The organism is Nonomuraea sp. NPDC048881 (assembly GCF_040649795.1).
Lineage (GTDB): Bacteria > Actinomycetota > Actinomycetes > Streptosporangiales > Streptosporangiaceae > Nonomuraea.
The window spans coordinates 643177-666111 of sequence record NZ_JBEZGC010000002.1 but is presented as its reverse complement, the minus strand read 5'-3'; the positions used below and the strand labels follow the sequence as shown (position 1 = coordinate 666111).

General features: G+C 72.3%; 18 protein-coding genes. 12 read left to right on the top strand and 6 right to left on the bottom strand.

Going from position 1 to position 22935, the window contains the following annotated elements; genetic code table 11:
* The first annotated feature begins 9 nt into the window (after nucleotides 1–9).
* The 7 genes from AB0C33_RS08695 to AB0C33_RS08665 all read left to right on the top strand — a co-directional run bounded on the left by AB0C33_RS08695 (nucleotide 10) and on the right by AB0C33_RS08665 (nucleotide 8591).
* Nucleotides 10–561, top strand: a complete 552-nt coding sequence (locus AB0C33_RS08695) for a cupin domain-containing protein (protein ID WP_358285045.1) — start codon at nucleotides 10–12, stop codon at nucleotides 559–561.
* 27 nt (nucleotides 562–588) lie between these two features.
* Nucleotides 589–3831, top strand: coding sequence for an NACHT domain-containing protein (locus AB0C33_RS08690; RefSeq protein ID WP_358285043.1), 3243 nt, complete (start codon nucleotides 589–591; stop codon nucleotides 3829–3831).
* A 234-nt stretch (nucleotides 3832–4065) separates the two neighbouring features.
* Nucleotides 4066–4992 carry a hypothetical protein gene (locus tag AB0C33_RS08685; protein ID WP_358285041.1) on the top strand — a complete coding sequence of 309 codons (927 nt, stop codon included), beginning with the start codon at nucleotides 4066–4068 and terminating at the stop codon, nucleotides 4990–4992.
* Nucleotides 4993–5070: 78 nt separating this feature from the next.
* Nucleotides 5071–5670, top strand: a complete 600-nt coding sequence (locus tag AB0C33_RS08680) for a hypothetical protein (protein ID WP_358285039.1) — start codon at nucleotides 5071–5073, stop codon at nucleotides 5668–5670.
* A 59-nt stretch (nucleotides 5671–5729) separates the two neighbouring features.
* Nucleotides 5730–5993, top strand: coding sequence for a DUF1876 domain-containing protein (locus AB0C33_RS08675; RefSeq protein WP_357964681.1), 264 nt, complete (start codon nucleotides 5730–5732; stop codon nucleotides 5991–5993).
* An 82-nt stretch (nucleotides 5994–6075) separates the two neighbouring features.
* Nucleotides 6076–6966, top strand: coding sequence for an aminoglycoside phosphotransferase family protein (locus tag AB0C33_RS08670; RefSeq protein WP_358285037.1), 891 nt, complete (start codon nucleotides 6076–6078; stop codon nucleotides 6964–6966).
* A gap of 113 nt (nucleotides 6967–7079) precedes the next feature.
* On the top strand, nucleotides 7080–8591 hold the full coding sequence (locus tag AB0C33_RS08665; protein ID WP_358285035.1) for an aldehyde dehydrogenase family protein: 1512 nt from the start codon (nucleotides 7080–7082) through the stop codon (nucleotides 8589–8591).
* 52 nt (nucleotides 8592–8643) lie between these two features.
* On the opposite strand, the gene glnII is transcribed toward AB0C33_RS08665, so the two are convergent.
* Nucleotides 8644–9663 carry a glutamine synthetase gene (gene glnII, locus AB0C33_RS08660; RefSeq protein WP_358285033.1) on the bottom strand — a complete coding sequence of 340 codons (1020 nt, stop codon included), beginning with the start codon at nucleotides 9661–9663 and terminating at the stop codon, nucleotides 8644–8646.
* Between the two features lie 206 nt (nucleotides 9664–9869).
* On the opposite strand from glnII, the gene AB0C33_RS08655 reads away from it, so the two are divergent.
* Together AB0C33_RS08655 and AB0C33_RS08650 are read left to right on the top strand one after the other, a co-directional pair.
* Nucleotides 9870–11369 (top strand): LLM class flavin-dependent oxidoreductase, encoded by a 1500-nt coding sequence (locus AB0C33_RS08655; RefSeq protein ID WP_358285031.1) that lies wholly within the window; start codon nucleotides 9870–9872, stop codon nucleotides 11367–11369.
* The gene (locus AB0C33_RS08650; protein ID WP_358285029.1) at nucleotides 11339–12559 is read left to right on the top strand and encodes a TerC family protein; all 1221 of its coding nucleotides are present in this window, start codon (nucleotides 11339–11341) and stop codon (nucleotides 12557–12559) included. Before AB0C33_RS08655 ends, AB0C33_RS08650 begins: the two co-directional genes overlap by 31 nt.
* Here the strand turns inward: AB0C33_RS08650 and AB0C33_RS08645 are convergent.
* The 3 genes from AB0C33_RS08645 to AB0C33_RS08635 are packed head-to-tail and all read right to left on the bottom strand — an operon-like array spanning nucleotide 12552 to nucleotide 17793.
* Nucleotides 12552–14012, bottom strand: a complete 1461-nt coding sequence (locus tag AB0C33_RS08645) for an MFS transporter (RefSeq protein WP_358285027.1) — start codon at nucleotides 14010–14012, stop codon at nucleotides 12552–12554. The genes AB0C33_RS08650 and AB0C33_RS08645 overlap by 8 nt on opposite strands.
* Before the next feature lie 27 nt (nucleotides 14013–14039).
* Complete coding sequence (locus AB0C33_RS08640) at nucleotides 14040–17135, bottom strand: AAA family ATPase (RefSeq protein WP_358285015.1); 3096 nt, start codon at nucleotides 17133–17135, stop codon at nucleotides 14040–14042.
* A gap of 10 nt (nucleotides 17136–17145) precedes the next feature.
* Entirely contained in the window at nucleotides 17146–17793 is a 648-nt protein-coding gene (locus tag AB0C33_RS08635) for a hypothetical protein (RefSeq protein ID WP_358285013.1), read from the bottom strand.
* A 292-nt stretch (nucleotides 17794–18085) separates the two neighbouring features.
* On the opposite strand from AB0C33_RS08635, the gene AB0C33_RS08630 reads away from it, so the two are divergent.
* Entirely contained in the window at nucleotides 18086–18421 is a 336-nt protein-coding gene (locus AB0C33_RS08630; RefSeq protein ID WP_352324894.1) for a carboxymuconolactone decarboxylase family protein, read from the top strand.
* Here the strand turns inward: AB0C33_RS08630 and AB0C33_RS08625 are convergent.
* Nucleotides 18381–19538 (bottom strand): PQQ-dependent sugar dehydrogenase, encoded by a 1158-nt coding sequence (locus AB0C33_RS08625; RefSeq protein ID WP_358285011.1) that lies wholly within the window; start codon nucleotides 19536–19538, stop codon nucleotides 18381–18383. The two genes, AB0C33_RS08630 and AB0C33_RS08625, sit on opposite strands and share 41 nt — an antisense overlap.
* Before the next feature lie 46 nt (nucleotides 19539–19584).
* Here AB0C33_RS08625 and AB0C33_RS08620 point away from each other — a divergent pair, with 46 nt between their 5' ends.
* Nucleotides 19585–20337 carry an SDR family oxidoreductase gene (locus tag AB0C33_RS08620; protein ID WP_358285009.1) on the top strand — a complete coding sequence of 251 codons (753 nt, stop codon included), beginning with the start codon at nucleotides 19585–19587 and terminating at the stop codon, nucleotides 20335–20337.
* Nucleotides 20338–20451: 114 nt separating this feature from the next.
* Here the strand turns inward: AB0C33_RS08620 and ugpC are convergent, their stop codons facing one another.
* Nucleotides 20452–21663 carry a sn-glycerol-3-phosphate ABC transporter ATP-binding protein UgpC gene (ugpC, locus tag AB0C33_RS08615; RefSeq protein ID WP_352357172.1) on the bottom strand — a complete coding sequence of 404 codons (1212 nt, stop codon included), beginning with the start codon at nucleotides 21661–21663 and terminating at the stop codon, nucleotides 20452–20454.
* A 174-nt stretch (nucleotides 21664–21837) separates the two neighbouring features.
* On the opposite strand from ugpC, the gene AB0C33_RS08610 reads away from it, so the two are divergent.
* Complete coding sequence (locus AB0C33_RS08610) at nucleotides 21838–22920, top strand: LacI family DNA-binding transcriptional regulator (protein WP_358285006.1); 1083 nt, start codon at nucleotides 21838–21840, stop codon at nucleotides 22918–22920.
* Nucleotides 22921–22935: the final 15 nt, after the last annotated feature.

The following is a 22935-nucleotide window of genomic DNA, read 5'->3' as shown; positions in this document are numbered from 1 at the left end:
ATCGGCCATGTGGAGCTGAGGATCTATCCCGACGGCGCGCCCACCGAGGTCGCCGACGAGGCCGCCGCCCTGGCGCTGGCCGCCGCGCTCGACGGCCAGGCCGTCCTCGACGGCACCCGTTTCCTGCGGCGCGACGTCACCGGCGCGCCCGTCGCCTTCGCCGAGCGGCCGCCCGTGGCCGCCGCGCTCGACCTGCTCCCCCATCCGGAGGGCGGCTGGTACCGCGAGACCTGGCGCTCGCCCGTCACGGTCCGGCCCGACGGCTATCCGGGGCCGCGCGCGAGCGCCACCGGCATCTACTTCCTGCTCCAGCCGGGCGAGGAGTCCGTCCCGCACGTCGTCAGGTCCGACGAGGTGTGGTTGTGGCACCGGGGCGGCCCGCTGAGCCTGACCGTGGGAGACCGCGACGTCGTCCTGGGCCCGCTGGTCGAGCGGGGGCAGGTGCCGCAGGCGGTCGTGCCCGGCGGCGTGTGGCAGTCCGCGCGCCCGGCGGGTGACGAGGCGGTGCTGGTGAGCTGCGTCGTGTCGCCGGGGTTCGACTTCGCCGATTTTACCGCGTGATCGTAAAGATCGTCTTATATAGAAGGCATGCCGGGCATCGAGGCGGCCCTGACCGCCGCTGGGAAGAGCGTCGCGGAGCGCGCCATGCGCGAATGGCTGGCCGTCCGGGCCGCGCGCAAGGACCGGACGAGTGAGCTGAAGGACCTGGTCCAGAGCGGCTTTCGCGACCGGCTGGCGCCACGCAAGATCGACAACCAGCTCCAGGGCATCGCGCTGGCCGTCGAGGGGCGGCTGTCGCGCCTCATCGAGCAGGAGTTCCGCGGGCTGGACGAGTCCGCGCGGGCCGCCGTCCTGCTGGAGACCGTGGCCGCGCTGCGCGCCGCCGACCTGTCGGACGAGGCGCTGTTCGAGTCCGACGCCGACCCGGCCAAGCTCGCCGAGCGCATCCTGGCCGCCCTCCCGGAACCGCGCCTCGGGGAGGCCGAGGACCGCCTGTACGCCGTCCTGCTCGCCGAGTCCGTCGACTGCCTGGTCGGCCTGATGCGGCAGCTCCCCCAGTACGTGCCGCGCGCCGCCACCGAGACGCTGGGCAGGCTGAGCGGCCTGGCCGAGGGCGTGGAACGGCTGCTCGCCAGGCTGCCGCAGCGCACGCTGGAGGCCCCCGAGGGCACCCAGGACGACGCCGCGTTCGAACGCCTCTACCTCGGCTTCGCCAGCCGCACCCTCGACGAGGTCGAGCTGTTCGGCGTCCGGGTGGAGTCCTACCGCCCGCGCACGTCGCTGAGCATGGCCTACATCAGCCTCAACGTCTCCTCCGGCGAGCGCGGGCGGCGCGCGCCGGAGCGGCTGTCGATCGCCGCGCTCACCGGCGGGCATCCCGCCGAGCGCGGCGCCGAGCGCATCGAGTCGGCGCTCGGCCGCGCCCGGCTCACGCTGCTGCGCGGCGACGCGGGGTCGGGCAAGAGCACGTTGCTGCGCTGGCTCGCGGTGACCGCCGCGCGCGGCGGCTTCTCGGGCGACCTGGCCGCCTGGAACGGCTGCGTGCCGCTGATGATCAAGCTGAGGAGCCATTCGTCGGGACGGCTGCCCGCGCCCGCCGCCTTCCTCGACGACGTCGCGCGGGAGGTCGCCGGGCGCATGCCGCGCGGCTGGGTGGAGCGCGTGCTGGACTCCGGCCGCGGCCTGCTGCTGGTCGACGGGGTGGACGAGCTGCTCGTCCGGCACCGGACGGCCGTGCGGGAGTGGTTGTCGCGGCTGCTGGCGGCCTATCCCGGGCTGCGGGTCGTGGTGACCTCGCGTCCGACCGCCGCCGACGCCCGCTGGCTGGCCGACGAGGGGTTCGCGGCGTCCACGCTGGAGCCGATGACGCCCGACGACCAGCGGGAGCTGATCCGCCAGTGGCACGTCGCGATGCGCGACTGCCCGAGCCTGCCGTGCGAGCCCGGCGAGCTGGAGGGCTACGAGGTCGCCCTGCTGGCCCGCATGGAGTCCAATCCGCACCTGGGCGTGGTCGCCTCGACCCCGCTGCTGGCCGCCATGTTGTGCGCGCTCAACCTCGACCGCCGCACCCAGCTGCCGCGCAGCCGGATGGGCTTCTACGACGCCGTGCTCAGCCTGCTGCTGGAACGCCGCGACGCCGAGCGGCGGATCGACGACGACGTGTCCCTCGACCCCGGCCAGAAGGTGTGGATCCTGCGCGACCTGGCCTGGCGGCTGGTGTCGATGGGCCGTTCCGAGCTGTCGAAGTCGACCGCGCTGCGCCGGGTCGAGCAGAAGCTCGCCTCGATGACCCGCGTCTCACACACCGCCTCCGACGTGCTGGAACACCTGCTGCGCAGGAGCGGCGTGCTGCGTGAGCCGGTGCCCGGCCGGATCGACTTCGCGCACCGGACCGTGCAGGAGTACCTGGCCGCCGGGCAGCTCGTGGAGGACGAGGACGTCGAGGCCGCGGTCGAGCGGGCCCACCTGGACCAGTGGCGCGAGGTCGTGGTGATGGCCGCCGGGCACGCGAACGGCCGGCTGCGCGGTGAGCTGCTGCGCGGCCTGCTGGACCGGGCCGACCAGGGCGGCAAGCACGCCCGCCGGCTGCGGCTGCTGGTGGCCGCGTGCCTGGAGACCGTCCAGGAGATCCCGGCGGGGCTGCGCGACCGGGTGGAGGCGTGCCTGGCGGAGGTGATCCCGCCGCGTACGGAGGAGGAGGCGACCCTGCTGGCGGCGGCGGGCGAGGAGATCCTGCGCCGCCTGCCCCGCGACCTGACGGCCCTGCCGGTGCGGCGCGCGGCGTGGACGGTCCGCACGACGTTCCTGATCAACGGCCCGGAGGCCCTGGACCGCCTGGCCGGCTACGCCGCCGACCCGCGGTGGCAGGTACGGGAGCAGCTCCGCCAGGGCTGGGAGTACTTCGACGCCGACGTCTACGCCCGGCGCGTCCTGGCCGACATGGAGGACGTCACCTTCTCCAGCGCCCGCCATCTGCGCAGCGCCTGCCTGCTGAAGGCGACAGACGTGCGGGTCACCGTGCCCACTCCCCTCGCCGACCTGCGGTTCCTCCGCGACATGCCGCAGACGGAGTCGCTGAGCCTGCAGGACGCCCCGATCCGGTCCCTGGACGGGGTGGAGTCGCTGCCCCGGCTGACCCACCTCGGCCTGTACTTCTACAACGAGCCGCACGCCGTCGACGTGGCCTGCCTGGAGAAGTTGCGGCATCTGCGCGACCTGGGGCTGTGGGGCGTCCAGCTCGACGATCCGGCCTTCCTCGACCGGCTGCCCCGCCTGAACGATCTCCTCATCGACCTGCTCGACGACGATCGGGAGTCCTGGCACGCGCCGCTCGCCCGGCAGGACGAGCTGGAGTCGCTGCACGTCAGGCGCGAGGGCCTGCCGCTGCCCGGCTCGGTGCTGTCCGGGATGCGGGGGCTGCAGCGGTTGTGGCTGGACGGCGTCGCGGAGGCCGGCGCCTGCCTCGACGCCGCCGGCCGGACCTGCCCGGCCGTCACGGAGGTGTCCCTCGACGGGGTCGGCGGGCTCGACCTCGCGCCGCTCGACCGGTTCTCCCTGACCCGGCTGCGCCTGCGCCACTGCCCGACCCTGACGGATCTCAGCCCGCTGCGCGGGCAGACGCGGCTCTCCTCCCTGACCCTGGCCCTGTGCCCCGGCGTGACCGATCTGTCGCCGCTCACCGCGCTCCCTCAGCTGCGCAGCCTGAGCCTGTTCCTCATGCGCCCCGACCTCGACGTGAGCCCGCTGGCCGGGATGCCGGGGCTCACCGTCCGGCTCGGGCACTCGCAGCGGGTCGTCAACGGGAACGGCGTGCGGATCAGGAGGGTGTGACGTCCCGGCAGGGGTGGGCGGCGCCTTTAACTACCCGGAATTTCGTGCTAAACGTGGCAATATCCCGTTCGGAGTTCCCACCAACCGGCCTTGTCCGGCCTGGCGCCCTGCCCTGATCACGTCCAGGCCGTCGTCACAGAACTTGCACGGCGTGTACACGTTCACCCCCCCGGGACGCCCGGCGTCCGCCCGTGCGCGGGCGCCGCCTCCCGCTGGACGAGAAGGGGAACCACCATGACCCTGCCCCTCGCCGCGACCCCCGCCGTCGACTCCGCCCCCGCCCGCCGCCGCGGACTCGTGCTGCTGCTCAGCGCCCTGGCGGGATTCCTGCTGACCGTGGTGTGGTCGGCCGAGTTCGTGGACCAGACGATCGGCTCGACGGTCGCCGACACGATGCTCGGCCGCGACGCCGACGCCACCCCCATCGCCGGGACGCTCTCCGGCATCGTGTTCGCCTTCGCCTCCGGCCTGGCGGGCTCGTTCACCGCCTGCAACATCGCCGCGCTCGGCGCGGTCGCGCCCCTGGTCGGGGCCAGGCCGTCGGTCGGCGAACGGATCCGCGGGACGCTGCGCCCGCTCGGCTGGCTGGCGGCCGGCGCGCTGGCCGTGTCCGGCGCGTACGGCGTCGTGGTGGGGATCGTGGGCACCGCCATGCCGCAGTTCGCCACGGCCAGGCCCGCGCCGGGCACCCTGTCCCCCGGCCTGATCCAGGCGATGGTCACGTTCGGGCTGATCGGGCTGGCCTTCCTCTACCTGGGCCTGGCCGCGCTCGGCTACCTGCCCGACCCGCTGGCCCGTCACCCGAGGGCCCGCATGGCCGTCATGGGCGCGCTCATCGGCGGCTTCCTGATCGGCCGCCCGTTCCCGCTGTTCCGCCAGCTCTTCAGGGACGCCGCCGAGAGCCACAACCCCCTGTACGGCGCGCTGGCGTTCATGCTGCAGTCGGCCGGCAACATCGTCGTCATGTCGGTCCTGTTCGTGCTGCTCGCCCTGGCCACCGGGGGCCGCGCGCACCGCTGGCTGACCGCCACCCCGACCCGCCTGGCCCTCATCACCGGCGCGGCGCTCGTCGTGGCCGGGGTCTTCACCCTTCTGTACTGGGACGTCCGGATCCTGGCCCGCCGCGACCTCATCTGGTACCCGACGGCGCCCTGGAGCTGACCTGCGCGGCGGCGGCCCGCGGGCGGGCTACCGGCCGTTTCTGCGGGAAGGAGGAAAGGTGACCGTGGGAGGTGCGCGATGAGGGCCGTCATGAACGCCGCGATGTTGCGGATCCGCAGGCACCGGCCGGACCGCAACCCGTTGCGCCGCCGCTCCGACCGGCTGGAGAGCGCCGGGCTGGCGGTGGCGGTGCTCCTCGTCCTGCTGAGCGTCTGGCCGGCCGTGCTGGCCGGCCGCATCACCTACGAGGGCGGCCTGCGCGAGGCCCGCGTGGGCCCCGGCATCCGGCAACAGGTGACCGCGACGACGCTGCGGGAGCCGCGGCCCGTGCGGCCGTCGTTCGGCGAGGCGGCGAGCACCATGGTCCCGGCGAGCTGGACCACCCCGGCGGGCGTGGCCAGGACCGGGCAGGTGCAGGTGCCGGCCGGCACGCGGGCAGGCCAGACCGTCCCCCTGTGGATCGACGGCGAGGGCGACCCCACGACGCCGCCGCCGAGTCGCACCGACATGGTCCTGCGTGGCGTGGGCATGGCGGCGTTCGTCCAGGTGCTGGCCTTCCTGCTGGTGCTGGGGGCCGTCGCGGCGCTGCGCTGGCTGCTGGACCGGCGCAGGTACGCCGACTGGGACGCGGCCTGGATCCGCGCCAACGACCGGTGGCGCCGCCCGCGCCGCCCGTAGCCGGGTCATGCGGTTTACCGCCGTGTGTCCGGGCAGCCGTACGCGGGAGGAGGCGAGCCATGGAAGCCAAGGAGTGGACGGTCCGGATCAGTCTCGCCGAGGACGGCGACGACACCTCGGCGCGGGCGGTCCTGACAGTCCCGGACGGCACGCGGGTCGAAGGGTCGGGCCACGCCCGCCGCAACCCCGCCGACCCGTCCATGCCCGAGGTCGGGGACGAGCTGGCCGTCGCGCGGGCGCTGGCCGACCTGGCCGGCCGGCTGTCCAGCGACGCCCGGCACGAGCTCGGCGACGGCGGCCCGGTGCCGACCAGGTCGTGGTGAGGGCCGCGATATCGACTTGACGCACCCGCCCCCGGTCCGCTGACATGGCCCCCGCGGATCGTACGGACCGGAGGGGACGCGCATGGGCGGCAGGATGCACGCGGACGAGGCCGACATCGACGAGGCCCTCGTCCGGCGGCTGCTGGCCGCGCAGTTCCCGCGGTGGGCCGGTCTCCCGCTGCGCCGCTTCCCCTCCTCCGGCACCGTCAACGCGGTCTTCCGGCTCGGCGACGACCTGGCCGTCCGCCTGCCGCGCGTCAAGCAGGGCGTCGGCGACGTCGCCAGGGAAGGGCGGTGGTTGCCGCTGCTGGCCCCCGCGCTGCCCGTCCCGATCCCCGCGGTGCTCGGCCAGGGCCTGCCGGGCGAGGGATTCCCCTGGCCGTGGTCGGTGTGCCGGTGGCTGGACGGCGACAACCCGGAGGCCGGGGCGCTCTCCGGGGACGGGGAGGCGCTGGCCGCCGATCTGGCGGCGTTCGTCGCCGCGCTGCGCGAGGTCGAACCCGCCGGCGCGCCCGGCGCCTACCGGGGCGGCCCGCTGTCCCGCCTCGACGAGGCCACCCGGGCCGCGGTCGGCGAGCTCGACGGCATGATCGACACCGCCGCCGCCACGGCCGCCTGGAAGGACGCGCTGAGCGCGCCCGAATGGCAGAGCGGGCCCGTCTGGGTGCACGCCGACCTGATGCCGGGCAACCTGCTGGTCCGCGACGGCCGGCTGAGCGGGGTCATCGACTGGGGCACGGCCGGCGCGGGCGACCCGGCCTGCGACCTGATCCCGGCCTGGAACCTGCTGCCGCCCGCCGCCCGCGAGGTCTTCCGGGCCGCGCTCGGCGCCGACGACGCCACCTGGGCGCGCGGCCGCGGCCGGGCCCTGTCCATGGCGCTCATCCAGCTCCCCTACTACAAGGACACCAACCCGGCCATGGCGGCCAACGCCCGGCACGTGATCCGCGAGGTGCTCGGCAGCCCGCGCTGAACCGCACACTGAAGCGCACGCTGACGGGATTCTTGGGTTTTTTCCGGCGAGATGATTGTCTGTCCGGAGGAACTACGAGGAGGCCACCGGTGAGCCGTCAGATCGTGTCAATCGTGGGTGGGAAGGACACCACCGGCGAGAGCGTGTACGAGTCGACCAATCCCGCCCGCCCCGGCGAGGTCGTGGCCCGGGTCGGCCTGGCCGACGCCGCCGCGTTCTCCGCCGCCTGCCGCACCGCCAAGGAGGCCCAGCGCGAGTGGGCCAAGGTGCCGCCGCCGGTGCGCGGCCGGGTGATCGCCTCCATCGGGCGGCTGGTCGAGGCCAACGCCGAGAGCCTGGCCCGCCTGGTCACCCGGGAGATCGGCAAGCCGTACGCCGAGGCGCTGGGCGAGGTGCGGGAGATCGTCGACACCTGTGACTTCTTCCTGGGCGAGGGCCGCCGGCTCTACGGGCAGACCGTTCCGTCGGAGATGCCGGACAAGAACCTGTTCACGTTCCGCAACCCGGTCGGGGTCGCCGCGGTGATCACGGCGGGCAACTTCCCCGTGGCCGTGCCGTCCTGGTACCTCGTGCCCGCGCTGCTGTGCGGCAACGCCGTGGTGTGGAAGCCCGCCGAGTACGCCGCCGCCTCCGCCGAGGCCATGTACCGGCTGTTCGCCGCCTCGGGGCTGCCCGACGGGGTGCTCAACGTGGTCTTCGCCGACGGCGCGCAGACCTTCGCGGGGCTGGAGCTGGCCCTGGAGGAGGGCAGCGTGCACAAGGTCGGCTTCACCGGGTCGAGCGAGGTCGGCAGGAAGGTCGGCGAGCTGGCCGGGCGCCACCTGCAGTCGGCGTGCCTGGAGCTCGGCGGCAAGAACCCGATGGTGATCATGCCGGACGCCGACCTCGACCTGGCCGTCGAGGGCGCGCTGTTCTCCGGCTTCGGCACCGCCGGTCAGCGCTGCACCAGCCTGGGCACGGTCATCGTGCACGAGAGCGTGCACGACGAGTTCGTCGAGCGGTTCGCGCGGGCGGCCGCGGCGGCCAGGATCGGCGACCCCGAGCAGGACGTGCTGGCCGGACCGCTGCTCGACCAGAAGTTCGCCGACCGGTACGAGGAATACCTGACCTGGATCCAGCCCCACCACGAGGTCGTCTCGGGCAGCACGGGCAGGATCACCGAGGACAACCCGCGCGGCGACTTCGACGGCGACGGCGGCCTCTACTACCACCCGGTCATCGTCGACGGCGTGCGGCCCGGCGACCGGCTGTTCCTGGAGGAGACGTTCGGCCCGATCGTCGGCGTGACCACCTTCTCCACCCTGGACGAGGCCGTCGAGCTGGCCAACCGCCCCGGTTACGGCCTGTCGAGCTCGATCTACACGACCAACCCCAAGCACGCCTTCCGCTTCCGCGAGGGCATCTCGGCCGGCATGGTCAGCGTCAACAACTCCACCTCCGGCGCCGAGGCGCACCTGCCCTTCGGCGGCAACGGCAAGTCGGGCAACGGCAGCCGCCAGTCGGGCATGTGGGTGCTCGACCAGTTCACCCGCTGGCAGGCGATGAACTGGGACTTCTCGGGCCGGCTGCAGAAGGCCCAGATGGACGTGGCGGAGATCGTCCCGGACCTGGAGTTCCGGATCTGAGACGCAGGAAGCCGCCCCCGGCCGGAGGCGGCTTCTCATTCGTGCGGGCGGATCAGACCTGGCCGGCCTTCTCCAGGGCCTCGCAGCAGGTGTTCACCAGCAGGCGGGTGACCACGTACGGGTCGACGTTGGCGTTCGGGCGGCGGTCCTCGATGTAGCCCTTCTTGTCCACCTCGACCTGCCACGGGATGCGCACGGACGCGCCGCGGTTGGACACGCCGTAGGTGTACTTGTTCCACGGGGCGGTCTCGTGGTGGCCGGTCAGGCGCAGCTCGATGTCGGCGCCGTACTGGGAGACGTGCTCCATGGGCTTGTCGCCCTCGCCGAGCGATTCGCAGGCGGTGATGATGGCGTCGTAGCTCTCGCGCATCGCCTTGGTGGAGAAGTTGGTGTGCGCGCCGGCGCCGTTCCAGTCGCCGCGGGCGGGCTTGGCGTCGAGGGTGGCCTCGACGCCGAACTCCTCGGCCGTCCGGTAGAGCAGGTAGCGGGCGACCCACATGTGGTCCGAGACCTCAAGGGGGCCGGCCGGGCCGATCTGGAACTCCCACTGGCCGGGCATGACCTCGGCGTTGATGCCGGAGACGGCGAGACCGGCCGTCAGGCAGCGGTCGAGGTGCAGCTCGACGATGTCGCGGCCGAACACGGCCTCGGCGCCCACGCCGCAGTAGTAGTGGCCCTGCGGGGCGGGGAAGCCGCCCTCGGGGAAGCCGAGCGGGCGGCTGCCCTTGAAGAAGGTGTACTCCTGCTCGATGCCGAACCAGGACTCCTGGTCGGCGTACCGCTCGGCGATCGGGCGCAGCAGGGCGCGGGTGTTGCTGGAGTGGGGCGTCCCGTCGATCTCCTCGACCTCGCACAGCACGAGCACGTTGTCGCCGCCGCGGATCGGGTCGGGGCAGGTGAACACCGGGCGGAGCACGCGGTCGGAGGCGTGGCCCTGGGCCTGGTTGGTGCTGGAGCCGTCGAAGCCCCAGACCGGAGGCTCGGCACCGTCGGCCAGGATCTTCGTCTTCGAGCGCAGCAGAGCGGTGGGCTCGGTGCCGTCGATCCAGATGTACTCAGCCTTGTAGCTCACGGTGATCCTTTCGGGATTTCTCTCAGCCACGCCGAGTCTTATGGATGGCCATTTCCCGGTTTTTGCCCGAATGTGAACGCCGTGTTAATCGTGCCGCCACCCGTCCCCCTATTAGGGGGTAAATCCAATAAAGACGGTTAGCTGGGGCAGGTCGGCCGTCCGGGGGACGGCGGCCGTACGACGATCGAGGCCGGGGGATGATGATCATGGAGGATGTCTGGTTCGGCGCGCTGCTCGCGCCCGAGGCGGCGGACGGCGACCGGGTCCTGCGGCACGCCGAGCTCGCCGACCGGCTCGGCCTGGACCTGGTCGGCGTCCAGGACCACCCCTACCAGGCGGGATTCCTCGACTCCTGGACCCTGCTGGCCACCATCGCGCAGCGCACCGAGCGCGTCCGGCTGGTGCCCGACGTGGCCAACGTGCCGCTGCGACCGCCCGCCGTGCTGGCCAGGGCCGCCGCCTCGCTGGACATCCTCAGCGGCGGCCGGGTGGAGCTGGGGCTCGGCGCGGGCGCGCTGTGGGACGCCATCGCCGCCATGGGCGGCCCCCGGCTCTCCCCCGGCGAGTCGATCGAGGCGCTGGCCGAGGCGATCACCGTCATCCGGGCGCTGTGGACGCCGGGCGACCCGGTGACCTTCTCCGGCGGCCACCACCGGCTGGCGGGCGCGCGGCCCGGCCCCTTCCCGCCGCACCCGATCGGGATCTGGATCGGCGCGACCGGGCGGCGGATGCTGGAGCTGACCGGCCGGACCGGCGACGGCTGGCTGACCTCGTCCTTCCACAGCCCGCCCGAGGCGGTGACCGCGCAGGCCAGGATCCTCGACGTGGCCGCCGCGGACGCCGGGCGCGACCCGGCGGCGATCCGCAAGGTCTACAACCTCGGCGGCAGCCTGTCGCCGCTGCCCGGCGCGGGCTTCCTCGACGGGCCCGCCGCCCTGTGGGCCGAGCAGCTCACGGAGCTGGTGTTCGAGGCGGGCATGAGCGGGTTCGTGCTGGCCCCGGGGGTGGAGGCCGAGCGCGATCTGCGGGTGTTCGCCGAGGAGGTCGCGCCCGCCGTACGGGCGGCCGTGGCCAGGGAACGCGGCCGGCCCGCGCCCGAGCCGGTCCGCCGGCCGGTGACGATCCCCGACCTGGACGAGCCCGGCCGGCCCAGGACGGCCGGCGGCGACCCGGCCGCCCTGACCCCCGACCAGGCCCGGCTTGGCCGCCGCCTGGTGGACGTGCACGACGGCTACCGCGCCCAGCTCCGCCAGGTCAGGGACGCGGTCGAGCAGGTCGCCGCCGAGACCACGGCCCCGCGCCAGGACGGGGACCGGCTCGCGCTGCGCCAGAACCACTGGACGCTCGGCGTGTTCTGCGCGACCTTCCGCCGCCTGCTGACCGTGCACCACGACGTCGAGCACGGCAGCACCTTCCCTGCCCTCACCGAGCGCGACCCCGCCCTGGAGCCGGTGGTCAAGAAGCTGGAACAGGAGCACGAGGTCATCGCCGAGCTGCTGGACCGCCTGGACCGGGCGTGCGCGGAGATGATCGCCGACCCGGCCAGGATCGACCGGGTCCGGGCCGGCGTCGAACGGCTCTCGCAGGCCCTGGCCTCGCACTTCGCCTACGAGGAGGCGGAACTGGCCGAGCCGGTCGGCCGCCTGGAGATCGGCCTCCAGCCCGAGGAGCGTTCGTGGACGTGTCCGCGCCCGTGTGGTGGCTGACGATCCTGGGGATCGCCGGCCTGCTGCTGTTCGACTTCTTCTTCCACGTGCGGCAGGCGCACGTCCCCGCGCTGCGCGAGGCGGCCGTCTGGTCGGCCCTGTACGTCGGGATCGCCCTGCTGTTCGGCGTGGGCGTGTGGGCGTTCGGCGGCGCCGAGCCGGGCGCGGAGTACTTCGCCGGGTACGTGACGGAGAAGGCGCTGTCGGTCGACAACCTGTTCGTCTTCCTCGTCATCATGGCGAGCTTCCGCGTGCCGCGCGCCGACCAGCAGAAGGCCCTGCTGTTCGGCATCGTCTTCTCGCTGATCGCCAGGACCGGGTTCATCCTCCTCGGCGCCGCGATGATCGAGACGTTCGCCTGGGTGTTCTACGTCTTCAGCCTGATCCTGCTGCTCACGGCGGGCAACCTGCTGCGGCCCGAGGGCGGCGAGGGCCCCACCGACAACGTCATGGTCCGCCTGGCCCGCCGGCTGTTCCGCGCCACCGACAGCTACGACGGCGACCGGCTGTTCACGGTGGTGGACGGCCGCCGGGTGATGACGCCGATGTTGCTGGTCATGATCGCCCTGGCCGGCACCGACGTGCTGTTCGCGCTCGACTCCATCCCGGCCATCTTCGGCCTCACCCAGAACGTCTACCTCGTCTTCACCGCCACCGCCTTCTCCCTGCTGGGGCTGCGGCAGCTCTACTTCCTCATCGACGGCCTGCTCGACCGGCTCATCTACCTCGCCTACGGGCTGGCGGTCATCCTGGCCTTCATCGGCGTCAAACTCGGGCTGCACGCGCTGCACGAGAACAACGTGCCGTTCATCAACGACGGCGAGCCGGTGAACGTCACCGAGATCAGCACCGGGCTGTCCCTGTCGGTGATCGTCGGCGTGCTGCTGGTCACCGTGGCCGCCTCGCTGGCCAGCCCCCGCGGCCGGGCGCAGAACGTGGTGTCGGCCGTCCGCCGGCACGCCCAGGACTACCTGGACGTGGAGAAGGACCCGGCGCGGCGCGAGGAGGTCTACCGCGACCTGCTCGCGGCCGAGGCGCGGCTGGGCGAGCTGCCGGAGCGGCAGCGGGCCGGCGTCGCCCGGGACGAGCGGCTGGCCGCCCTGGTGGCGCGGGCGCACGCCGAGCACCAGGCCGGGCACCAGGGCGGGCACCGGGGCGGGCACCAGGGCGGGCAGGACCCGGCTAGGTAGGGGTGGCCTGGCGGGAGGTCAGCGGGGCCGCGATGTGCTCCAGCGGCGTGCGCTCGGCCTTCACCCCGAAGACGATCTCCACCAGCCCGGCCGCCACCATCATCCCGGCGCCGAAGCAGTAGCCGTAGAACAGCCGGGTGGGGTCGGGGTTGCGCTGGTCGCCGATGAGCGAGGCGAAGACCGTCGGCCCGAACGCGCCCGCGACCTGCCCGAGCGCGAAGAAGATGGCGATGGCCTGGGCCCGCAGCTCGATCGGGAAGATCTCGCTCACGGTCAGGTACGCCGAGCTGGCCGCCGCCGAGGCGATGAAGAAGATCACCGACCAGAGCACGGTCTGCGTGACCGCCGTCAGCATCCCCTCCTTGAACAGCCACCCGGTCACCGCCAGCAGCAGCCCCGAGGTGATGTACGTGGCCGAGATCATCTGCCTGCGCCCGACCGTGTCGAACAGCCTGCCGAGCAGCAGCGGCCCGAGCAGGTTCCCGGCCGCGAAGGCGAACATGTACTGCGGCACCGAGCCCGCCGGGACGCCGTAGAAGTGCGTCAGCACCAGCGAGTAGGTGAAGAACACGGCGTTGTAGAGGAACGACTGGCAGATCATCAGCGTCGCCCCCAGCACCGAGCGTTCCGGGTACGTGCGGAACAACGTCCTGGCGACCTGCGACAGCGGCGCGTGATGCTCGGGGACGATCTCCAGCGCCTGCTCCTGCGGCACCGGCTCCAGCCTGACCCGGTCCTCCCGCTCGACCTCCCGCTCGATGCGGGCGACGACCAGCTCGGCCTCCTCCTCACGGCCGTGCGTCATCAGCCAGCGCGGGCTCTCCGGCAGGTGCCGGCGCAGCCCCCAGATGGCCAGGCCGATCACCGGCCCGACCGCGAACCCGAGCCGCCAGGCCCAGTCGGGGTCCAGCGGCCCGCCCGGGTGCAGCAGCAGGAACGTGGCCGAGGTGGCCAGCAGCGACCCCAGCCAGTAGGTGCCGTTGATGGCCAGGTCCACGTGGCCCCGGTAGTGGGAGGGGATCATCTCGTCGATGGCGGAGTTGACGGCCGCGTACTCGCCGCCGATGCCCGCCCCGGCCACGAACCGCAGCACCAGGAAGCTCCACAGGTCCCACGACAGAGCGGTCAGGCCGCTGGCGACCAGGTAGATGCCGAGCGTGAGGATGAACAGCTTCCGGCGGCCGAGCCGGTCGGACAGCCAGCCGAAGTAGAGCGCGCCGGCCACCTGGCCGATCAGGTAGACGGTGGCCGACAGGCCCACCTCGGCGGAGGTGAAGCCGAGCGTGTCGGGGCGCTGCAGGAACGCCCCCACGTTGCTGGCGATGGTGATCTCCAGCCCGTCGAGCACCCAGGCCACGCCGAGCGCGATCACCAGCCGGGTGTGGAACGGCGCCCACGGCAGGCGGTCCATGCGGGCGGGGACCAGGCTGCGTACGACGCCGTCCTTGCTCATACATCCTTACTCTAAGTGACCATATGATCACCCATCGGCCCGGGTCCCGTTGCCGTTGCCGTCGTAGCCGAGCAGCCGCATGGCGGTGTCCGGGTCCATGGCCGCGGCCAGCAGCTGGGCCCGCCGGTGGGCCTCGTCGCGCTCGCGTTCCGCCTTGGCCTGCGCCGTCCGTACGCCCCTGACCGCCACGAACGCGAGCCCGGCGCCCACGACCACCCCGACGACCACGACGAACAGCAGGAGCAGCAGGGCCGGCGAGGCGAGCGCGGGAGCCGCCGCGACGTCGGCGCCCGCGCCGGGCACCGCGCCCGTCACCGCCAGCGCCGCGATCAGGGCCAGCGCGATCAGCCCGAGCAGGCTGGCCACGACCAGCCAGGCCCGTCCGGCACGCCGCCGCGGCCCGGCCTCGGCGACCGCCCCGGGGACCGGCCCGAAGCCCGCGTGCGGGACGGCGGCCGAAATCCCCTCCGGGACCGCCTGGACCACCGACGGGACCGCTGACGGGCCCGCTGATGGGACCGCGGCGGCCCGCGGGGCTGGCGCCCACGGCACGAACTCGGGCCGATCACCACCCTGTTCGACGCCCTGCCCGACGCCCGGGTCGATCCGGGTGACCTCGGCCGTGATCACCTGCGCCGCGGCCGGGCCGGCGCCCGCGGCCGGGGCGGCGAAGGCGACCGCCCGCGGCGCGGCCTCCTCCTCCACCGGGCCGGGCAGCTCGCGCTCGATGCGGCTGTGCTCCTTGTGCGCCCTGGCCGCGTCGTGGTGGTAGTCCTCCAGCTGCTCGTAGAGCTCGTCGGAGGCGTAGATCGTGCCGTCCACGAGCGGTCCGCGCTCGCCGCGGATGACGGCCACCACGTCGTCGCCGTTGAGCGTCTTGTGCGTCTCCAGGGCGTGCGCCAGGCACAGCACCTGCCTGCGGTGCTCCTCCAGCAGCCGCTCGGTCTTCTCCAGCAGCCGCACCAGGTTGAACTCGATGCGCTCGCCCAGCACGTCGGGGGTCAGGTCGGGCGCGGCGCGCACCGGCTCGCGCTCGGTGATGCCGATGCCGCCGCCCCCGCCGCCCCGGCCGCGCATGGCCTTGCCGCCGTGGATCTCCAGCTCCTGGAGCGCGGGCAGCGACGTGACGCCGGAGCCCATCCCCCAGTACGACTCCATGAGCGCGGTGAGGAACGTGGCCGCGTGCAGGTCGCCGGAGACGCCGGAGGAGTTGTCCTCGCCGAAGAACATGCGCTCGCCGGCCAGCGAGGCCAGGGAGACCATGATGTCGGCCTCGTACTCGGACTTCCAGCGGGTGAACTGGTCCTCGGGCTTGATCGAGGCGACCATGCCCAGGTAGTCGGCGCCCTTCTCGATGGTGGCGATGTCGATCTCCAGATGGAACCGGGTCACGTACGCCACCACGGCGTGGCACGCCTCGTGCACGGCCACGGCGTGCCGCTCGCGCTCGATGTACTCGACGTCCTCGGGCGGGCCGAGCTGCTTGAGCCGCTTGGCGCGCAGCACGTCCGACCAGGTGATGACCTCCCGGCCGGCACGGATGGCGGTGATCAGCGACTCGTTGACCAGGTCCTTGATCGTGGCCCCGGTCGCGTACGGCGTGATCGTGGCCAGCTTGTCGATCTGCTCCCCGGTGAGCTCGTGCTCGACCTTGTCGAAATAGCCCTGGTACGTCCGGACCCGCCCGGCCTTGGACGGGTAGCCGACCTTGTAGATGCGGTCGATGCGGCCCGGCCGCAGCAGCGCCTCGTCCAGCGCGTCGGGCCGGTTGGTGGCCATCATGACGAGGATGCGGTATTTGGGCGGCGGCTTGGGCCGCATCCCGAGCAGCCGCCTGACCAGCCGGTTGAAGAAGCCGCGCGGCTTCTTGAGCCCGGACAGCTCGGTGAGCAGCGCCTGGAGGGTTCCGGGGTCGCCGCTGTTCATCATGCCGCCGCCGGCGAAGAAGCGCTCGCGCCAGCTGCCCGGCGGGTCGGCGGCGTCGGCGGCCGCGCGCCGGCCCCTGAAGGCCAGCACCGAGCGGCTCTCCTCCGACAGGTACGTCATCCCGTGGCAGCCGGAGTGCGCAGTGAAGCCGGAGTGCCCTGTGAAGCCGGAGTGCGCGGACAAGCCGGTGTGCGCCGAGAAGCCGCCCTGCCCGGGCGGACCCTGCTGGGCCAGCTTGCCGCGCTTGCCGAGCGAGTCGGCCTCGTCGAAGAAGACGATCACGCCGCCGTACCGCAGCGCCAGCTTGCGCAGCTTCCTGAACAGGCCCTTGACCTTCAGGATGCCGACGCCCATGAACATGTTCGTGAAGGCTCCCGGATCCACGAACACGTACGGCTTGCCGGTCTCGCCGGCCACGGCCTCGGCCATCAGGGTCTTGCCGGTGCCGGGCGGGCCCCACAGCAGCAGGCCGCTGGGCACGTACCCGCCGCGCCGCTCGATCTCGTCGGGCCGCTCCAGGAAGACGATGTTCTCCTGGACCCGCTCGACCACGTGGTCCTGTCCCCAGACGTCGGCGAAGCGGGTCTTGATGTCGTCGGGGAAGTACGTCTCCACGCCGCCCCTGGACAGGAACCAGAACAGGCCGACGAACTGGATGATGACGAAGAAGAACAGGAAGACGATCTGCAGCAGGAACGGCAGCGCCTGCCAGATCAGCGTCGGCGCCTGCAACAGGGCGACGAACGGGCTGACGTCCAGCACCGCCCCCGCCACCAGCGCGGTCAGCGTGACGAAGAAGGCGATCTTCAGGGCTCTGGAGATGCGGTACCTGGTCCAGTCGTCGAAGCGCCGGTGCGTCCACCGCTCGAACCCGCCGAAGACCTTCTGGCTCCAGAACCGGTGATAGCCCGACCAGTGCTCGCTGACCAGGAAGTGCAGTTGCCGCAGGGCCTCGGCGCCGAGCAGCCAGAAGATCCACTGGTACTCGTAGCCGATCTTCCAGGCCGCCTCGGGGAAGGTCACGACGCCCGTCCAGTCGGCCATCACCTTCCAGGTGAGGATCAGGTAGGCCAGGACCAGCGCGACGAGGAACTTGCTCCGGTCCCAGAACTGCATCTTCTTCCTGGTCACGGAGTCGGGGTCGGAGGGCCCGCTGCCGGGGGCGCGCAGCCCTTCGTGCTGAACGGTGGTGGTCACTGACGTCCCCTCATCCGGGCAGCCGGAGCAGCTTGAACGAACCCGCGATCTTGTCGAACTCGGCGGCGCGGTCGCGGTAGCAGGTCGCCCGGCAGCCGATGAGCATGACCGAGACCGTCGCGCCCTTCTCGTCGAGGATCGCGGTCTGGTCGAACGTCTGGACGTCGGCGCCGATCTGGTAGTTGAAGCGCACCCGCACGCCTCTGGCGCCGTTCTCCAGGGCGAGGACGTCGTCGCTGAGGAGCTCGAACTTGGCGAACATGGGCGGCCGGCCGGTGGTCATGGCCTGCTGCTCGTACAGCTCGCGCATCGGGTCCGTCACGGGCAGCACGAAGTCGCGCAGCCGGTTGAGCGAGATCGCGTCCCGCTGCTGCTCGGTGAGCTTGTGCACGGTGGCGTACACGAACGGGTCGGACGAGCTCAGCAGATGGTTGACCGACGGCTCGGCCGACTGGTCGAAGGCCGTGGACCAGACCCGCTGCGCGCGTGTCGCCGCCGCCAGCGAACCGGGCCGGTCACCCGTCAGATACAGTTCGATCGGATTGGCGTTGAGCTGCGTGAACGAGGCGGGCACCTTGAAATAGGTGGTGCCTTCCCTGTCCCGTACGTAGGTGAACTCCGGCTGCCCGCACGCCGGCAGCACGAAAACCGCGACCATGAGCGCGATCCAAGCCCGTGTCCTTTTCACCAGGGCTTACCTCCGCTTTACGGACCAACGCAGTTGTTGTGCCCGCTTTCATGCGGAATGAGGCCGGATGCACGATGAGAAATCTTGACCAAATCTTGGCCATTGATTGGCTTTACTTGTTACAGACCACCAAAAGGTGGTATGGGCCAGGTCGCCACACTCTACGGTCGCCCGGGATACAACGTTCGTGCAACCCCCATTGGTAGACCACAGGAAGTAGCAAAGGATATGAGGACGCCCATCCCGAGCCTCGGAGCGCACCATGAAAGAACCCGCGATGGAGACCGTCGACTCCTTCGGCATGACGGCTGAGCGGCAGTTCGCCGACCTGTGGTCGAGGACCGCCCTGTCGGTCAAGGAGCGCCGGCTGCTGCTGCTCGGGCTGCTCGTCGGACAGGGGCTCGACGAGCTGACCGCCGTGCAGCTCGACGTCGCGCTGCGGGCGGGCGACCTGAGCGAGAGCGAGCTGCGCGAAGTGGTGGTCTTCCTGACCCACTACGCCGGCTGGACCCGCGGATCGCGGCTCAACGACCAGGTCGAGGAGCTGATCGAGCGGGTCAGGCAGGCTCGATCCGGTAGAGCGGACCCCGCAGGCTGAGCGCGTAGAGCTCGCCGTCGAGCCCCTCCCCGAAGGAGGAGAGCTGCTCGACCCGGCCGATCTCGGCCGCCTTCGACGGCTCGGCCGCGGGCGCGGCCCTGACCCAGCCGGCGCAGAAGTCCCCGTACAGGAAGCTGCCGCGCAGCCAGGGCAGGGCGGCGCCGCGGTAGACGTACCCGGCGATCACCGAGCAGCTGCCGTCCTTGTGCAGGGGGTAGGTGATGACCGGCTCGGTCAGGCCGCGGCCCGTGCCGCCGCGGAAGGGCCGCCCGCCCTCGCGCAGGTTCCAGCCGTAGTTCTCGCCGCCCTTGGAGGCGGCCGGCTGGCGGTCGACCTCCTCCACCTCGTCCTGGCCGACGTCGCCGATCCACAGGTCGCCGCTGTGCCGGTCGAAGCCGAACCGCCAGGGGTTGCGCAGGCCGTAGGCCCAGATCTCGGGCCGCGCGCCGTCCTTCCCGGCGAACGGGTTGTCCCGCGGCACCTTGTACGGCCTGCCGCGCGGGTCGATGCGCAGGATCTTGCCCAGCAGCGTGCCGAGATCCTGGCCGTTGCCCTGCGGGTCGCCCGCGCTGCCGCCGTCGCCGAGCCCGACGTAGAGATGGCCGTCGGGGCCGAAGGCGAGCTGGCCGCCGTTGTGGTTGGCGTACGGCTGCTCCTGGGTGAGCACGTCGCGCCGGCCGGTCGCGCGCCGGCCGTCGAAGGCCCATTCGGTGACGTGGGTGGCGCCGCGGGTGTCGGTCCAGTCGAGGTAGAGCCAGCGGCCGGAGGGATGGAAGGCCACGCCGAGCAGGCCCTGCTCGTTGCCGCCGCTCACCTCGCCCGACAGGTCGACGATGACGTCGCCGTCCGTGGCGCGCAGCCGGCCGCCCTGCTCGGCGACGTAGAGCCGGGCGTCGCCCTTGCGCGCGGCGAGGGCGACCGGCCGTTCGAACCGGCCGAGCTCGCGGAAGCGCACCTGCCGGGGAGCGCTCTTCGGCTCGGGGCTCGCCGGCGGAGAAGCCCGGGTGGAGGCCGGCGGGGCGGGCGGGGCGGAGGACACGGTGGCCGGGCCGGGCGGGGACGAGGCGGCCGAGCAGGCGGTGAGGGCCAGGAGGAGCACGGCCGCGAGGGGGCGCACGCCGTCCATACTCGCACGCCCGACCGGGGACGTTAAGGTTCAGGACATGCCTACCGCATTGATCACGGGCGCCACCGCCGGCATCGGCGCCGCGTTCGCCCGCCGCCTGGCCGCCGACGCCTGCTCGCTCGTCCTGGTCGCGCGCGACGAGCAGCGGCTCGTCCAGGTCGCCGACCAGCTCAGGCTCAGGTACGGCGTGGACGTCGAGGTGCTGCCCGCCGACCTGGCCACCGAGGAGGGCCTGGCCAGGGTCGAGTCGAGACTCCGCGACGGCGTCGACCTGCTGGTGAACAACGCCGGTTTCGGCCACCCCGGCGACTTCCTGAAGGTGCCGGTCGAGGACGAGCTGCGCATGTTGAAGGTCCACTGCGAGGCCGTGCTGCGGCTCACCCTGGCGGCGCTGCCCGCGATGCGCAAGCGCGACCGGGGCGCGGTGATCAACGTGGCGTCGGTCGCGGCGTTCTTCTCCCGCGGCACCTACAGCGCCTCGAAGGCGTGGGTGGTCAACTTCAGCGAGTCGGCGGCCAACGACGTGCGCAACCCGCGGATCAAGATCATGGCGCTGTGCCCGGGTTTCGTGCGCACCGAGTTCCACCAGCGGGCGTCCATGGACACCTCGGGCATCCCGGGGTTCCTGTGGCTGAAGGCCGACAACGTGGTCAGGGACGCCATGCGCGACCTCGCGCTCGGCAAGCGGGTCTCGGTGCCCGACCTGCGCTACAAGGCCATCGTGGCGATCGGCAAGCTGGTGCCGCACAACCTGGCCGGGCGCGTCTCGGCCAGGCTCGGCCGCCGCTGACCTCGGGGCGTACCACAACAAGGTGGGCCCCCGCCGCGGGAGGGGGTCGCGGTGGGGGCCCGGGACGGCCGTGAGTGACTCACGGCCGGGAACCGGAAGATCCGGCGGGCTCTGCTAGCGGTTGGCCTCGTGGCCGATGGCCAGGCCGCTCGTCGGGTCGAAGAAGTGCAGGTTGTGCGTGTCCAGCACCAGGTCGATGCGCTGGCCGGGGCGCACGTGGCTGCGGGCGTTGACGCGGGCGGTCCACAGGGACTTGTCGCCCACGAGCGGCAGCGCCGCCTCCTCGTCGTCGCCCGTGTCGGCGGCGGCGACGGTGTCCTTGTGCTCGACCGGCGGGGCGTCGATCAGGAACAGCACGTTGATCTCGGAGCCCAGCTCCTCGGTGACCTCCGCCTTGACGGGCAGGGTGGCCCAGCCGTTGGCGTGGTTGCCGGCCGAGTTGGCGTCCTCGAAGTCCGACGGGCGGATGCCGAGGATGACCTTCTTGCCGATGTACTGGTCGAGGCCCGGCTTGTCGGCGAAGGCCGAGTCGGGGATCGGCAGGCTGATGTCGGCGAAGCGCACGACCGCGCCGTTGTCGCGGGCCAGCTCGGCGGTGACGAAGTTCATCGAGGGCGAGCCCATGAAGCCGGCGACGAACAGGTTGACCGGCTTGTCGAACAGGTTCTGCGGGGTGTCGACCTGCTGGAGCAGACCGTCGCGCAGGACGCAGACGCGGTCGCCGAGGGTCATGGCCTCGACCTGGTCGTGGGTGACGTACACGGTGGTGACGCCGAGGCGCTCGTGCAGGGTGTTGAGCGAGGCGCGCATGGAGACGCGGAGCTTGGCGTCGAGGTTCGACAGCGGCTCGTCCATGAGGAAGGCCTGCGGCTCACGGACGATGGCGCGGCCCATGGCGACACGCTGGCGCTGACCACCGGACAGAGCGGCCGGCTTGCGCTTGAGGTAGGTCTCCAGGCCGAGCATCTTGGCGGCCTCGTTGACCCGCTTCTGGATCTCCGGCTTGGGCATCTTGCGGAGCTTGAGGCCGAAGGCGAGGTTCTCCTCGACCGTCATGTGCGGGTAGAGCGCGTAGTTCTGGAAGACCATCGCGATGTCGCGGTCCTTCGGCGGAAGGTGGTTGACCACCTTGTCGCCGATGGCGATCTCGCCGCCGCTGATGTCCTCAAGGCCGGCGATCATCCGGAGCGCGGTCGACTTGCCGCAACCCGATGGGCCCACCAGCACCATGAACTCGCCGTCCTTGATCTCAAGGTTCAGCCCGTTCACGGCCTTCACGCCACCGGCGTAGATCTTGTCGACGTTCGTCAGAACGATGGATGCCATGACATTCCTTCGCGCTCCAGGGCGATCGGCCCGGACGTTGGTTCTCGGTTCCCGTGGATACGTTTTCACGTATCTCACCCGAAACGGACATCGGTGTCAAGGGGTACCGCGTGACCAGCCTTTGGAGGACCGATGGTCTTCCGGTGACCTGGAATCCATGATGGAATCGTTTCCATGGAGAAGCGGGCGACGATCAAGGATGTGGCCGAGGCGGCGGGCGTCGGCGTCGCGACCGTGTCCCGGGTGCTGTCGGGCGGCTCGGCCAGCCCCAGCACCAGGGAGCGGGTGCTGGCCGTCGCCGCCCAGCTCGACTACCGGCCCAGCGCGCTCGGCCGCAACCTGCGCCAGCGCCGCACCGGCGGCCTGGGCCTGCTGGTGCCCGACCTCACCGACACCTTCTACGGGCAGCTCTGCGAGGGCGTGCTCGCCTGCGCCCGGTCGGCGGGCGAGCCCGTCGTGCTGGGCTCGACGGGCGACGACCCCGAGCAGGAGGCCGAGCTGATCGGCATGCTGCTCGAACAGAGCGTCGACCGGGTGATCGCGGTGCCCTCCGGCGACGCCGAGACGTGGGCCCCCGCGCTCAGGGCGGGCATGACGGTGGTCTTCGCCGACCGCCTGCCGCCCGAGTCCGGGCGCGACGGCGACCGCGACCCCGCCGAGAGCGCCCTCGACGATCTCATGCTCCTCGACGGCGTGGCCCCGCGCGGGCGCGTCCCCGAGGGCGCCGCGCGTCCGCTCGACGTGCCCGCCGTGCTGGCCGACGACCGCGCCGGCATCCGTACGGCCGTGCGCTACCTGCGGGGCCTCGGCCACCGGCGCATCGCCTTCCTCGGCGGCCCCGGCCACGACCGGCGGGCCGCCGCCTTCCGCGAGGCCGTGGGCGCGCCGGTGGACGAGGAGCTGGTGGTGTTCGGCACCGGCAGCCGCGACTCGGCGTACGCCGCCGCCTCCGGCCTGTTCCAGAGCCGTCCCGACCTGTCGGCCGTCGTCGCGGGCGGGAACGTCCTGGGTGAGGCGGCCGTGCTGGCCGCCCGCGAGCTCGACCTGCGGGTGCCGAAGGACGTGTCGCTGGTGATGTACGACGACGTGCCCTGGGCCGAGCTGTGCGCCCCGCCGCTGACCGTGATCGCCCAGCCGGGCCGCGACATGGGATACCGGGCCTGCGAGCTGGTGCTGCGCGAGGGCATCCGGCGGGCGCGCACGGTGGTGCTGCCCACCGAGCTGATCATCCGTGGGAGCTGCGGCCCCCGCAGGTGACCGGCGAGCGGCACG